The organism is Janthinobacterium sp. JF4, assembly GCF_059617925.1.
In genome coordinates this window covers 25,845-40,007 of record NZ_JCAQAV010000033.1, presented here as the reverse complement: position 1 = coordinate 40,007, position 14,163 = coordinate 25,845, and the positions used below count along the sequence as shown (strand labels likewise).

At 67.3% G+C, this 14,163-nt stretch carries 12 protein-coding genes; 6 read left to right on the top strand and 6 right to left on the bottom strand.

The genetic code is table 11. The features are described from left to right. Positions 1–42: 42 nt before the first annotated feature. Positions 43–2,481 carry a coiled-coil domain-containing protein gene (locus AC54AF_RS20640; protein WP_496638018.1) on the bottom strand — a complete coding sequence of 813 codons (2,439 nt, stop codon included), beginning with the start codon at positions 2,479–2,481 and terminating at the stop codon, positions 43–45. Positions 2,482–2,713: 232 nt separating this feature from the next. After that, the gene (locus tag AC54AF_RS20635) at positions 2,714–3,727 is read right to left on the bottom strand and encodes a serine/threonine protein kinase (RefSeq protein ID WP_496638017.1); all 1,014 of its coding nucleotides are present in this window, start codon (positions 3,725–3,727) and stop codon (positions 2,714–2,716) included. 104 nt (positions 3,728–3,831) lie between these two features. Here AC54AF_RS20635 and AC54AF_RS20630 point away from each other — a divergent pair, with 104 nt between their 5' ends. The 6 genes from AC54AF_RS20630 (at position 3,832) to AC54AF_RS20605 (ending at position 10,208) form a co-directional block, all read left to right on the top strand. Continuing rightward, complete coding sequence (locus AC54AF_RS20630; protein ID WP_034785080.1) at positions 3,832–4,530, top strand: UPF0149 family protein; 699 nt, start codon at positions 3,832–3,834, stop codon at positions 4,528–4,530. A 78-nt stretch (positions 4,531–4,608) separates the two neighbouring features. Then, complete coding sequence (locus tag AC54AF_RS20625) at positions 4,609–5,544, top strand: LysR family transcriptional regulator (protein WP_496638016.1); 936 nt, start codon at positions 4,609–4,611, stop codon at positions 5,542–5,544. A 176-nt stretch (positions 5,545–5,720) separates the two neighbouring features. Further along, positions 5,721–7,244, top strand: coding sequence for an MFS transporter (locus AC54AF_RS20620; protein ID WP_496638015.1), 1,524 nt, complete (start codon positions 5,721–5,723; stop codon positions 7,242–7,244). A gap of 26 nt (positions 7,245–7,270) precedes the next feature. After that, positions 7,271–8,341 carry an HlyD family secretion protein gene (locus AC54AF_RS20615; RefSeq protein WP_496638014.1) on the top strand — a complete coding sequence of 357 codons (1,071 nt, stop codon included), beginning with the start codon at positions 7,271–7,273 and terminating at the stop codon, positions 8,339–8,341. Next, entirely contained in the window at positions 8,338–9,777 is a 1,440-nt protein-coding gene (locus AC54AF_RS20610) for an efflux transporter outer membrane subunit (protein ID WP_496638013.1), read from the top strand. Before AC54AF_RS20615 ends, AC54AF_RS20610 begins: the two co-directional genes overlap by 4 nt. Then, complete coding sequence (locus AC54AF_RS20605; protein WP_496638012.1) at positions 9,774–10,208, top strand: hypothetical protein; 435 nt, start codon at positions 9,774–9,776, stop codon at positions 10,206–10,208. Before AC54AF_RS20610 ends, AC54AF_RS20605 begins: the two co-directional genes overlap by 4 nt. Positions 10,209–10,221: 13 nt before the next feature. On the opposite strand, the gene AC54AF_RS20600 is transcribed toward AC54AF_RS20605, so the two are convergent. Genes AC54AF_RS20600 through AC54AF_RS20585 form a run of 4 tightly spaced genes read right to left on the bottom strand, consistent with a single transcriptional unit; the run spans position 10,222 to position 14,079 of the window. Beyond that, on the bottom strand, positions 10,222–11,010 hold the full coding sequence (locus AC54AF_RS20600; RefSeq protein ID WP_496638011.1) for an ATP-binding cassette domain-containing protein: 789 nt from the start codon (positions 11,008–11,010) through the stop codon (positions 10,222–10,224). An 8-nt stretch (positions 11,011–11,018) separates the two neighbouring features. Continuing rightward, on the bottom strand, positions 11,019–12,071 hold the full coding sequence (locus tag AC54AF_RS20595; protein WP_496638010.1) for a FecCD family ABC transporter permease: 1,053 nt from the start codon (positions 12,069–12,071) through the stop codon (positions 11,019–11,021). Next, on the bottom strand, positions 12,068–13,006 hold the full coding sequence (locus tag AC54AF_RS20590; RefSeq protein ID WP_496638009.1) for a heme/hemin ABC transporter substrate-binding protein: 939 nt from the start codon (positions 13,004–13,006) through the stop codon (positions 12,068–12,070). The genes AC54AF_RS20595 and AC54AF_RS20590 overlap by 4 nt, the downstream gene beginning before the upstream one ends. After that, positions 12,994–14,079 (bottom strand): hemin-degrading factor, encoded by a 1,086-nt coding sequence (locus AC54AF_RS20585; protein WP_496638041.1) that lies wholly within the window; start codon positions 14,077–14,079, stop codon positions 12,994–12,996. Before AC54AF_RS20585 ends, AC54AF_RS20590 begins: the two co-directional genes overlap by 13 nt. Between the last annotated feature and the right edge of the window lie 84 nt (positions 14,080–14,163).

Here is a 14,163-nt window from a genome sequence, read left to right as displayed (position 1 = left end):
ACCTTAAGGTCCAACCCCGGGTGTTATCGGGTTTTCAGGCCTTCAACGTGAGCGCCAGACGGCGCCTGCGGATTCATTCGGCTGCGTCAGGCGCTCGATCACTTCGCGCGTCAAACTGGCCGAGCTCACTTGTTCGGCTTTCGCGCGGGCGGCGCTCAAGGAGGTGGAAAAGACGCTTTGCGGCTGCTCCAGGCTGGCGCGCAGGGCGGCCAGTTCGCGCTCTTGCTGCTGCGCGCGCGCCGTTTCCAGGTCCAGCAATTGCTGCCTGGCCGCGGCCATCGCGCGCGTCGTCTCGGCCGCCTTGCGCTGCAAGGCAGCGTGGGCCTGGGCACTGGCCAGCAACGCTTGCTGTGCGGCGAGCTTCTCGCTGGCCGCCTGCTGCGCGGCCCGTTCCAGCTGCTCGCGCTGGCGCATGGCGTCGAGCGCCTGCTGTTCCAGGGCGGCGCGCGTTTCAGCTGCCGCCGTCGCCTGCTTTTCCGCTTCCAGGCGGCCGGCGATGGCTTGCGAGGCGCGCTCTTCGGCACTGCTGGTCTGGCGCTGCTGCACCAGTTTTTGCGCGATCAGGGCCAGCGACTCGCGTTCGGCGGCGACGAAATCGCGCTCGGACGCCAGCAGTGCATCGGCCGCTTGCGCCTTGTCTTCTTCCACGCGGGCACGCTCGCTATGCACTTGCCCCAGTTCCACGGCCAGGCGCGCCTGCGCCTGCACGGCTTGCGCGGCAGCGGCTTTCTGTTCGCCTTCGACCAGGGCCTGGTCCATCAGGATGCGGATGGCGTCGGCTTCCTTTTGCGCCGCTTCCCGCAAGGCCTGTTCGGCCGCGTGCTGGCCACGCAGCAGTTCCGCTTGCGCGCCTTCGGCGGCGATGCGTTCCTGCGCCGCGTTGAACGCCAGCGCTTCCGCTTCCAGTTTCTCTTTCAAGGCGGCGATGGCGGCTTGCTCGGCAGCCAGGCGCTCCTGCTCCGCCTGCAGCAGCTGCTCGGCCTGCCGGGCTTTTTCCTGTGCCAGTTGCGACGCCTGTTCCTGCGCGGCCAATGCAGCCTTGCCGGCATCGACTTCGGCCTGCTCGGCTGCGTTCTGGCTGGCGGCCAGTTCCGACGCCTGGCGCGCCAGTTCGGCGCGTTCGTGCGCCAGGCTGGCGGCGCGCTGCTGCTCTTCCAGTTCGCGGGCCGCTGCCACGGCGGCTGCCTGCTCGGCCGCTTCGCGGGCCTTGGTTTCTTCGAGAGCCGCCGTTTCCGCTTCCAGCTTGGCGTGGCCGGCGATTTCCGCATCCTGTTCGGCGGCCACGCGGGCCAGCGCCACGGCGCGCAGCTGGCGGTCTACCTCGATGCGCGCTTCGGTGGCGGCCAGGATGCGCACATCGGCATCGCGGCGTGCCTGCGCGCTGGCCACGGCGACCATTTCCAGGCGCTCGCGGTGGATGGCCGCGTCGCGCAATTCCTTTTCCGTCTGCAGGCGCAAACGCAGGGACTGCGCCGCATGGCGCTCCGATTCGGCCTGCGCCAGCGCGATGGCTTCGCGTTCCTGCTCCAGGTGCGCCAGCGCGCGCGCTTCTTCCAGGGCGCGCACTTCGGCGGCGGCGCGGTTGAAGGCCGATTCCAGCGCGATCTGGTCGGCGCGCTCGCGCTGCACCGTCAAGTCCAGCGCTTCGCTTTCCGCTTCGGCCAGCATCTGCGCCGTCTGGCGCGCACCGTGCGCATGGCGCTCGCGTTCACGCGCCAGCACGGCGACTCTCGCGTCGGCCGAGGCGATGCCCACCATTTCTTCCTTGGCCGCCTGCACGGCGGCGACGCGCTCGACGGCTTGCAGGCGCGCCTGCTCCGTCTGCACCTGCAATTCTTCGGCGGCGCGGGCGGCCTGCTCGGCCAGTTCCGACTGCACGGCCACTTGCTCGCTGGCGCGCAAGCGGCTTTCCTGCTCGGCGCGCGAACGCTGTTCGGCGGCCAGGCGGATGGCATTGTCGGACTCCACGCGGGCGCGCAGTTCGGCCGTCTCCTGCTTGACGGCTTCCAGACGGGCGACGCTGGCTTGCGCGGCAGCGCGCATGGTGTCGAGACGTTCGCGGTTGGCGGCAATCGCTTCCTCGGCGGCCTGCGCATTTTGCTGTGCGGCGGCGGCGGCGGCCGCGTCGATGGCGGCGCGATCCTCGGCCAGCGAGCGCACGCGCGCCTCGGCCAGGGCCCGGCTTTCGGCGGCGCAGGTGGCCTTCGCTTCCGCTTCCACGCGGGCGATCGCCTCGTGGATGGCTTTCAATTCCATTTTCTGGCGCTCGGCGGCCGGTGCCTTGGTATCGGCTTCGGCTACCGGCTCGGCTTGCGGTTCGGCTTGCAGTTCAGGCGTGACGGCGACAGCCGGCGCTTCCGCCTTGCGCTCCAGGTCCTTGAAATCATGCAGCGAGACCATGCTGTCCTGGTCGAACTCGTCGTCGGCGCAATACGCGACGGTGAGGGAGGCGGCCTGGCGCGGATTTTGCTGTGCTTGCATGATTTCTCGCTTATTCGGGTGAATTCTTTTGCTTATGGGAATTTATTAACACCATTATCGAGTAAGCGCCTGCAAATCAGCACGGCAAGAAGAGCCTGTTTTACCGCTCTTTTCATGATTTGCCAGGGATTTAAGCGTCCGAGAAAATGCTCAGGGCAAGGCGCATTGCCGAAGGCAGTACGAATAGTACGCCTAGGCAATGCAACGCCGCCATGGGCGTTTTATCGCGCGCTTAAATTGGCCATAGGGGTGCTTCATCCATCAGCGCCACCTGCTCGCGCAATTCCAGGATGCGGTCCTGCCAGTAGCGCTGCGTGTTAAACCACGGGAAGGCGACGGGGAAGGCGGGGTCGTCCCAGCGGCGCGCCAGCCAGGCTGAATAATGGATCAGGCGCAGGGTGCGCAGGGCTTCGACCAGGTACAGCTGGCGCGGGTCGAAATCGCAAAAGTCTTCATAGCCTGCCAGGATGTCGCTCATCTGGCGCACCTGGTCGCTGCGCTCGCCCGACAGCATCATCCACAGGTCCTGGATGGCCGGCCCCATGCGGCTATCGTCGAAGTCGACGAAATGGGGGCCGGCATCCGTCCACAGCACGTTGCCGCCATGGCAGTCGCCATGCGTGCGCAGCACGGCCACGTCGCCCGCGCGGTCATAGCAGCGCTTGACGCCATCGAGCGCCTGCTGCGCCACGCTGGAGTACGCGGCCAGCAGTTCGGGCGGCAGAAAATTACCCTCCAGCAAGAACTCGCGCGGCTCGACGCCGAACGTCTGGTGATCGAGCGCCGGCCGTTCCTGGTAGGTGGACAGCGCGCCGACGGCGTGGATGCGGCCGATGAAACGCCCTATCCATTCCAGGGTCGCCGGGTCGTCCAGCTCGGGCGCGCGGCCGCCGTGGCGGGAGAAGACGGCAAAGCGGAAGCCCTGGTACTGGTGCAGGGTGCTGCCGTTGATTTCCAGCGCCGGCACCACCTGGATTTCGCGCTCGACCAGTTCGGAGACGAACGCGTGTTCTTCCAGGATGGCCGTATCGCTCCAGCGCGCGGGACGGTAAAACTTGGCCACCAGGGGCGCGCCGTCTTCGATACCTACCTGGTAGACGCGGTTTTCATAGCTGTTCAGCGCCAGCAGACGGCCATCGCCGCGCAAGCCCACGCTGTCGAGGGCGTCGAGCACGCAATCGGGGCTCAGGGCGGAAAAGGGATGGACGGGCCGGTCGTCCTCGTGCGGCTGGTTTTCATTGTGCATAAGCGACATTGTAAGGCGCGTGCGGACCGCCGGTGCAAACACTTCGGCGATGAAGCGCCGCTAGGCGTATACTGGCGGCTTATATTCAATACAAAGAGCAAGCCATGCAACTCGAACAGCCATTATCAGAAAAAGAATTCGACGAATTAGACCAATTCCTGTTGTCGGAGCGCTGCTCCGAAGACGCGATGACCATGGATATGCTGCACGGCTATCTGACGGCCGTGGCCATCGGCCCGGAACCGATCATGCCGGCCGAGTGGTTGCCGCGCGTGTGGGGCGAAGATGCCGAAGATGCGCCGAAATTCAAGAACAGCAAGGAAGAAGAACGCATCGTCAACCTGATCATGCGCTTCATGAACGAAGTGCTGGTGACGTTTGAAGTGGCGCCGAAGGAATTCGAAGCCCTGTTCGTCGAGCACGACTACGAAGGCCAGACCCTGATCGACGCCGAAGCCTGGTGCTGGGGCTTCTGGGACGGCATGGAGCTGCGTCCCGGCTCGTGGAACGAGATCTGGGATTCCGAAGTGGCCGAGCTGATGCAGCCGATCTACCTGCTGGGCGCCGACGAAATCAAGGAAGAAGAACTGAAACTGGTGGAAGACCCGGTCAAGGCGCACAAGCTGGCGCAGGAACTGGAAGCGAACCTGCCGGCCATCCACCGATTCTGGGTGCCGCGCCGCAAAGCTCCCGTGCAAACCATGAAGCGCGAAGAGCCGAAAGTGGGCCGCAACGACGACTGCCCTTGCGGCAGCGGCAAGAAGTTCAAGAAGTGCTGCGGCGCCGAGCCGGCAGCCGAGTAATCACGCAGTAGCAATCCCCTCTGTGCCGGCGTCCTGCCGGCGCAGCGCTGACACTGGCCCCCGGGCTATAATCGGCGCATGAAACTCCCTGACCTGAATCTGCTCGTCGCCCTCGACATCCTGCTCGAGGAAGGCAGCGCCGTGGCCGCCGCGCGGCGCATGCATCTGAGCGCGCCGGCCATGAGCCGCACCCTGGCGCGCATCCGCGACGCCATCGGCGACCCCGTCTTCGTGCGCTCCGGCCGCGGCCTGGCGCCGACCCCGCGCGCGCTGGAACTGCGCGAGCAGGTGCGCGGCGTGGTGGAACAGGCGCACGCCATCTTCACGTCCGGCCGCGAAGTGGACTTGCGCACGCTGGAGCGCACCTTCAGCCTGTGCGCCAACGACGTGTTTGTCGGCGCCTACGGCGGCAAGCTGCGCGACCTGCTGGCAGTGCACGCGCCGCACACGGTGCTGCGCTTCGTGCCCGAAGGCGATGGCGCCACGGAAAACGACGCACTGCACGCGGGCCGCATCGACCTGTACATCAGCGCGCGGCGCGCCTTTGCGCCCGACATCAAGCTGCAGCAGCTGTTTACCAGCGGCTTTGTCGGCATCGCCCGCAGCGACCACCCGCTCTTCGACGGCCCCATCGACCTCGACAGCTTTACCGAATACGAACATATCAGCGTCTCGCGGCGCGGGCTGGCGCGCGGCCCGTTCGACACCATCCTGGCCGAGCGTGGCTACACGCGCCGGGTGTCGCTGATCAGCCCCAACTTCCAGTCCGCCATCTTCGCCGTGGCCGATTCGCGCCTGCTGCTGCCGCTGATGCCCACGCCGCTGCTGCCCATCGTCGAGCGCCTGGGCTTGAAGCTGCGCACCTTCCAGCTGCCCATCCCCGTCGACAGCGTGGACGTGTTCCAGGCCTGGCACCCTCGCCTCGACCACGACCACGCGCACCGCTGGCTGCGCCGCATGATCAAGGACTTGTGCACGGGGTCAGACCCTTGCGGGTCTGACCCCAGCATTTGATTTGGGGGAGTTTGATTTGAACTCACCCGCCAGACGCCAAACCCAACAACAAAGACCGGGGTCCGACTCCATTCATCATTGCGCCAGACGCAATTCAGACTTCATCAATGATCAATTTTCATAAGATTTATCGCTACCTATACTGCGTGGACTGATTCTCATCCACGGAGTTCCCTGTGTCTGCTGTACCCCTTCCTGGCGCCGCCCCTGCGGCCGCGCCGCCCGCACCTCCCATCTTCGGTCTGCGCCTGGCCACGGGCCTGGCCGGCGTGCTGCTGGCCGTGCTGGTGGCCGGCCTGAATGAAAACATCACCAAGGTCGCGCTGGCCGACATCCGCGGCGCCATGGGCATCGCGCGCGACGACGCCAGCTGGCTCGTCGCCCTGTATGCGGCCGCCTCGGTGTCGGCCATGGCGTTCGCGCCGTGGTGCTCCGTCACCTTTTCGCTGCGCCGGCTGACGGCCACCGCCATCCTCGTCTGCATGGCCGCCGGCCTGCTCTGCCCGTTCGCGCCTAACCTCTCCGTGCTGATGTTCCTGCGCGTGGTGCAGGGCGCGGCCGGCGGAGCCCTGCCGCCCATGCTGATGACGGTGGCGCTGCGCTTCCTGCCGCCGAACATCAAGCTGTATGGCCTGGGCGGCTATGCGCTGAGCGCCACCTTCGGCCCCAGCCTGGGCACGCCGCTGGCCGCCTTCTGGACCGAGTACCTGGGCTGGCAATGGGCCTTCTGGCAAGTCGTCCCGGGCAGCATCGTCGCCCTGCTGATGGTGTCCTGGGGCTTGCCGCAAGACCCGCTGCGCCTCGAGCGCTTGCGCCAGTTCGACTGGCGCGGCCTGCTGCTTGGCCTGCCCGCCATCAGCATGCTGGTGGTGGGATTACTGCAGGGAGAACGCCTGGCGTGGTTCGCCTCGCCGCTGATCTGCGTGCTGCTGGGCGGCGGCCTGTTGCTGCTGGTGCTGTTCTTCATCAACGAATGGTCGCATCCGCTGCCGTTCTTCAAGCTGCAACTGCTGTCGCGGCGCAACCTCAGCCACGCCCTGCTGACCCTGGGCGGCGTGCTGTTCGTGCTGCTGGCCGTGATCCTGATTCCCTCGTCCTACCTGGCGCAGGTGCACGCCTACCGCCCGCTGCAAACGGCGCCCGTGATGCTGATGGTGGCGCTGCCGCAGTTGATCGCCCTGCCGCTGGTGGCCGCCCTGTGCAATCTCCGCGCCGTCGACTGCCGCTGGGTGCTGGCCATCGGCCTGGCCCTGCTGGCCCTGTCCTGCGTGCTCGGCGCGCGCATGTCGCCGGACTGGATCCGCACGCATTTCTACCTGCTGCAAGCAGTGCAAATCTTTGCGCAGCCGATGGCCGTGATCCCCTTGCTGCTGCTGGCCACCACGGGCCTGGCGCCGCAGGATGGCCCTTTCGCCTCGGCCTGGTTCAACACCATCAAGGGCATGTCGGCCGTCGTCGCCACCGGCGTGCTCGATGCGCTGATCACGCGCCGCAACCATTTTCATTCGACGGTGCTCAGCGAACGCCTGGGCAACCTGCCGACCGCCATGGACGTGCCTGGCCTGGCGCAGCGCATGCATGCGCAAGTCGTCACCCTGACCTCGTCCGACCTGTACCTCACCGTGGCGGCCATCGCGCTGGCCATGATTGTGATCATTCCCATCCTGCCGACGCGCGTCTATCCGCCGCGCGCAGCCTGACTTTTATTTCACGAAAGAGCTTCACCATGCAAAAACCCATACTGCGCTCGCGCGCGTTCATCCTCGGCCTGGCCCTGCTGGCCGGCGCCCTCGCCTTTTGCGCCTGGCAACTGCTATTCGCCCGTGGCGACGAACAAAGCACCGACGACGCCTTCGTCAGCGCCGACTACACCGTGCTCTCTCCCAAGGTGGGCGGCATCGTGCGGGAAGTGCTGGTGGAAGACAACCAGACTGTCAAGGCGGGTCAGCTGCTGGCGCGCATCGACGACCGAGACTACCAGACCGCCGCCGACTCGGCCCGCGCCGAAGTAGCGGGCGCAGAAGCGCAGCTGGACTATGCCCGCGCCACCCTGCAGCGCCAGCAATCGGTGATCGAGCAAGCCACCACCCTGGTTGACGCCAACCAGGCGGAAGACAAACTGGCGCAGCAGGAGCTGGCCCGCTCGCAGCACCTGGCTGGCCAGGGCGCGGGCAGCGTGCAGAACGCGCAGCAGGCGCAATCGCGCTTCGACGTGAGCCGCGCGCGCCTGGCGCAAAACCGCGCCGCCCTGGTTGCCACCCGCAAGCAGACGGAAATTCTGCAAGCACAGCAAGGCGCGGCCGAAGCGGCCTTGTTGCGCGCCCGCGCCAGCCTGCAACGGGCCGAACTGGATTTGTCGCATACGCAGCTGCGCGCCCCCATCGACGGCATCGTCGGACGCCGCGCCGTGCGCGTCGGCGCCCTCGTCAACCCGGGCGCCAGCCTGATGGCCGTGGTGCCCCTGAACCGCAGCTTCGTCATCGCCAACCTGCAGGAAACCCAGCTGACCCACGTGCGCCAGGGCCAGCGCGCCAGCATCGCCGTCGACGCTTATCCGGGCGTGCTCCTGCACGGCACGGTGCACAGCATTGCGCCCGCCACGGGCGTGACGTTTGCCGCCATCGCGCCGGAAAACGCCACCGGCAATTTCACCAAGGTGGTGCAGCGCATCCCCGTCAGGATCGCGCTCGATCCGGGCCAGGATGGCGACGGCCGCCTGCGCGTGGGCATGTCGGCCGAAGTGCGCATCGATACGGCCATGCGCCGTCAAGATATCAAACAGGTGAGCGCGCGATGAAAGCACTGATACTCTTCACGGCCCTGGGCCTGGCCGGCTGCGCCAGCGTCGGCAACGACTTCCAGCGCCCGCCCCATGAGCTGGGGCAGCAATGGCGCCAGGCGGAGCATGCCCGTTTCGCCGCGACACAGGATGGCGCCATCGAGCAGCGCTGGTGGGACAGCTTTGGCGACGCAACCCTGTCGTCGCTGCTGCAGCGCGCCGCCGGCGCCAACCTCGACGTGCTGGCGGCGGCCAGCCGGCTGCAACAAAGCCGCGCCGCGCGCGGCGTGGCCGGCGCCGCGCAAGGCCCGTCCCTGGGCGCGAATGGCGGCTATAGCCGCGCGCGCAACAGCGAACAAGGCTTGAGCGACCCGTCGCGCAACAACGGCCAATCCGACTACAACCTGTGGCAAAGCAACCTCGATGCGGCCTGGGAGCTGGACCTGTGGGGCCGCGTGCGGCGCGAAGTGGAAGCGGCTGACGCGCGCGTCGAGGTGGCCGTGGAAACGCAGCGCGGCGTGCTGCTGGCCGTGCTGGCCGAGGCGGCGCGCGACTACATCGAGCTGCGCGGCGCGCAGCAGACCTTGGCCATCACGCAGCAGCTGCTCGATATCGCCCGCCATACATTGAACCTGACGCGCATCCGCCTGCGCGAAGGCGCGGCGACGCAGCTCGACGAGGCCGAGGCGGCGGCCCACGTGGCCACCATCGAAGCGCGCCTGCCGCCGCTGCAGCAGCGCGAAGCGCGCCTGGGCAATGCCATCGCCCTCTTGCTGGCGCTGCCGCCACAGTCCCTGCAGGCGGAACTGGCGGCGGGCAAGGACATTCCCGCCGTGGCCATGCAGGTGCAGCTGGGCGTGCCGAGCAGCCTGGCCGAACGGCGTCCCGACATCCGCCGCGCCGAAGCGCAGCTGCACGCGGCCACGGCCGCCATCGGCGTGGCGCAAGGCGATTTTTATCCGCGCATCACGCTCTCGGGCAGCGTCGGCCTGCAATCGATGCAGCTGTCCGACATCGGCTGGGACGCCAAGCGCTTCGCCTTCGGCCCCGGCTTCAGCGTGCCCCTGTTCGATGGCGGCCGCCTGCGCGGCAAGCTGCAATTGCGCGAGGCGCAGCAGCAGGAGGCGGCCATCGCCTACCGCCAGACGGTGCTGGCCGCCTGGCACGAGGTGGAAGACGCGCTCTCGGGCTACCAGGCCAACGCCCGCCGCCAGGCCAGCCTCGATGAAGCCGTCAAACAGGGACGGCGCGCATTGGGCAGCGCGGAACTGCAGTACCGCCAGGGCGGCACGGACCTGATCAACGTGCTGCATGTGCAAAACACTTTATTGAACAACGAAGCGGCGCTGGTCGATAGCCGCGCCACCGCGTCGCTGTCGCTGGTCCAGGTCTACAAGGCGCTGGGCGGCGGCTGGCAAGCATTTGCAACCACATCGCAAGGAAACACGCCATGAAACCGAATCCCGCACATTTCTCCATCCACGACGTCAGCGACTTTCCCATCGTGCGCTTTCGCCCTGAAACAGCCGTCACCGGCTATGCCCCGCTATGGGAAAACGACATGGATGCCCTGCTGCGCCATGGCGAACCGTTCGTCATGCTGTTCGAAGAGGAGCGCAGCGACGAAGCGCACGTCGACCGCAAGCGCCGCGGCCTGTGGCTAAAGCATAACAAGGTGGCGCTGGCCGCCATTTGCCGGGGCCTGGTATCGGTCGAAGCGGATGCGCAACAGCGCGCGCGCCTGCAGGCGATGGCGGCCGGCGCCATGCAAGCCTTCGGCATCGTGCAGGAAGTCGCCGCCACGCGCGAACAGGCCGATGCCCTGATGGTGTGGCTGCTGGGCAGCGGCCAGATGATGCGGCCGCGCGCGGCGGACGTCTGGTGAGTGAGCTAATCGGTCAGGCGGCCCTGCGCACCGCGCTTCTGGCAGGGATGACGCACACGTCGCCATCGCTGCTGGTCGCCGTCGTCAAGGCGATGCCGTACAGCGCGGCCAGGGCCGGCACGGCGCCGGCATCGCTGGCGATGTCGGCCACCAGCTGGCCCGAACGCACCAGCAGCAGCCGGTCAAAACCCAGCAAGGCGTGATTGATGTCGTGCAGGATGGCGATGACGGCGTGGCCGCGCGCGGCGCAGAACTGCTGCAGGCTGTCGAGCAGATCGAATTGCAGGCCCGGATCGAGCGCCGCCAGCGGTTCGTCGACAAGTATCAAGCCATCTTTGACATCCCACATCTGCGCAAAGATGCGCGCCAGCTGCACCCTGGCCTGTTCGCCGCCGGACAGCGAATCCAAACGGCGACCCAGCAGATGCCCGGCGTGCGCCAGGGCCGCCGCCTCCTGCACGATCCGTTCCAGTTGCGGATCAACCAGGCGCGCCACCCGCCCCAGGCCGATCACCAGTTTGCACTGCAATCCGAAGGCCACGTTCGAACCTTGCGGCAGGACGGCGCGGCGCAGCGCCAGGTCTGCCAGCGGCCAGTGCGCCAGCGGCCGGCCCGCGAACGCCACTTGGCCCGCCTGCGGCTGCAGTTCGCGCGCCATCAGTTTGAGCAGGGTCGACTTGCCCGCGCCGCTGGGGCCGAGGATGGCGACGCGCTCGCCCGGCGCTATGCGTACATTGAAGGGGCCGAAATACTGCTGGCCCAGTTGTGTGGTGGCGAAGGAGAGTTCCAGCAGGGGCGTCATATTCACCTCTAGGCTGTGCCGTGGCGGAAGCGCCGCAGCAGCATCAGGAAAAATGGCCCACCCAGCAGGGCCGTGAAAATGCCGACGGGGACTTCCGCGGGAATGGCGACCGTGCGCGCCAGGGTGTCGGCCAACAGCAGCAGCAAGCCCCCCATCAGCATCGCCAGCGGCAGTACGCGGCGCTGGTCGGCCCCCAGCCAGGTGCGCACCAGGTGCGGCGCGATCAGGCCAATAAAACCGATGCCGCCGCACCAGGCGACGGCAAAGCCCGTCAGCACGGCCACCAGCACGATCACCTGCGTGCGCAGCCGGCCCACGTCGATGCCCACGTGCAGCGCCTGCGCTTCGCCCAGCGCCAGCGCGTTCAGGGAACGCATCAGGAAACGCGTGGCCCACAGCGCGCCCGCCAATACAATCAGCAAAGCCGCCACCTGGCGCCAGCTGCCGGCCGACAGTGAGCCGAGGGTCCAGAAAGTCAGGGTGCGCAACTGGTCGTCGCTGGCCAGGTAGATGCACAGGCCCATGGCGGCCACCGTGATGGCGTTCAGCGCCACGCCCGTCAGCAGCAGGCCGACGATGGAGCCTGGCGTGGCCCAGCGGGCGACCCAGTCGAGCAGCACGCAAATGAACATGGCGCCGCCAAACGCGGCCCCCGGCAGCAGCCACACGCGCAGTTCCGGCGCCACGTGCAGGCTGGCCGCGAAGACGATGGTGGCCGCGCCCGCGCAGGCGGCGCCGCTGCTCACGCCCAGCAGCCCGGGGTCGGCCAGCGGATTGCGGAACAGCCCTTGCGTCAAGCCGCCGGCCAGCGCCAGCGCGGCGCCGATCAGGATGGCAAACAGGGCGCGCGGCAAACGGATATGCCACAGCACATACGCGCCGCCGGACAACGCCGCGTCGCCAGATTGAAATGGCGCCAGCCAGTCGGCCAGGGCCACGGGCACGGCGCCCGCCTGCACGGCGATCAGCAAGCCGCAAGCCAGTGCGGCGGCCAGCAGCCCGCCGGCGCCCCAGCGTGGCCAGCGCCAGGGAGCGACGGACACCAGGGAAGCCACGTTCATGCCGCCATGGCTTTGGCGAAGGCGGCATCGAGTTCGGCCAGCGCCTGCGGCATGCGCGGGCCAAAGCCCAGCAACAGCATGGCTTCCTGCGAGACGATGCGGTGCTTGCGTCCGGCCGGCGTCTGCGCCAGCCCTGGCAGTGTCAAGATGCCGTCCACGCCACCCGAAGCCTTCAGGCCCTGGTCCGTGACGAGCACGAGGTCGGGCCGCGCGGCGATCACGGCTTCCGGCGTGAGCGGCTTGTAGCCTGCAAAACCGGCCGATCCACCCATCACGTTGACGGCGCCCGCATACGCGAGCATGGCGTCGGCGCCCGTCTCGCGTCCGCCCACCATCACCTGGTTCGGCGCATGGGCGAGGATGAACAGCACGCGCACGGCTGATGGTACCGGTGATTGGCTGCGCAGGCGCACCTTGCCCAGGGCGCCGTCCCACTGCTGTTGCAAGGCTTGCGCCAGACGCGCGGCGGGGTCGGCACGTCCCGTGATCTGGCCCACCTGTTTCACCCGTTCGAGCAAGCCTTCGAATCGATTGTTGGCATTGAGGATGGCCACCGGCACGCCTGCGTCGCGCACCTGGCGCAGCACCGCTTGCGGCCCCGCTTCCTCGGTGGCGATCAGCTGCGTTGGCGCCAGCGACAGCACGCCCTCGGCCGACAAGGTGCGCGCGTAGCCCACCTGCGGCAGCTGCTGCGCCATGGCAGGATACAGCGAGGTGGTATCGACGCCCACCAGTTCGCCCTGCGCCTCGAGCGCATAGATGATTTCCGTCAGGGCGCCGCCCACGCTGACGATGCGCCGCGCCTTGAGCTGCGGCTTGCCCGCGTCGGACACTGCCGCCAGCACCTGCATCGGCGCGGCCAGCGCCAATGCGCCGGCCCCCATTTTCTTCAGCGCGATGCGGCGCGCCACGCTGGCGGCGATCATGCGGCGCATAGCTCGCCCTCCTGCGCCACTCTGTCGACGATATGGCGCCATTCGCACAATTCATGCACGCCCGGCTTGCGTTCGCCGAAGAACATGGCGATGGTGTCGCCCCTGGCGTCGAACAGTTCCACCGACGTCACCAGGCCATCGACGGTCGGCTTTTTCACCACCCAGGCGCTGGCGATATGGTCTTCGCGCAAATGCAGGTTGAAGCGCGTGTCGAGGACATTGATCCATGGCCCCATCACGGCGATCTTGTGCACGGGCCCGGAATGGATCTGGATCATGCCGGCATTGCCGACGAAGGCCATGATGGCCACCTTTTCGAGGGCGGCGCTATTGAGCAGGTCGAGCACGCAGGATTTGTCGAGCTGCTGCACGAAGCGCGCCTCGGCCAGGCGCAGGCCCTGCAGGCGCGAGACCGAATATTTCTTCAGCACGGTGAAAAAATCATGCGTGTCGCGCAAGTCAGCCCAGGCGGCGCGAAAGCCTGCCACGTCGATCTGCGCGTCGGGCAGTTCGGCCGGCGGGGCCACGGGCGCCGTCACGGCGATGCCGGCCGCCTGGTCCGCGTCGGCAAAATGCGCCACCAGCGCGTCGTAGGCGGCAAGGTCGCTTTGCGGCTTCATGAAAATCTTGTGCACGGCCTGGCCGGCCGCATCGAAAAATTGCAGGCTGCGCTGCACTTCCTGCTCGCCCATCTCCCGAACGGCAAAGCCATGCGCCCACTGGCGGTAGAACACGCGCAGGTCGATGTCGCCGCCCAGCACCAGGCCCACGTGGTGGTTGTGGCTAGCCTTGCGGTAGACGCCCGTCTTTTCATGCACGCACGAGGCGTTGCGCGTCAGCGCCATGACTTCGCCCAGCGGTTCCAGCGCGGCGATGATGGCAGGCCAGTCGGCTTGCAGGCGCACCGCGCCCAGCAAGGCGCCATCGGCCAGCGACAGGCCGGCATGCGCGGCAACCAGTTCGCCTTCGGCAATGCCCAGTTCCTCGGCGATGTCGCGGTGGCGGGCTTTCTTTTCGCGGCGCAGGCGGGCAAATTCGCCGGCGACCAGCTCGGTATTGCAAATAGGGGGCATGCTCGTCACGGTGTCTCCTTTCAAGGCGAACACTGGCTGGCATGGGCTGGCTGGTGGTGGGGAATCTTGAAATCAATTATAAAT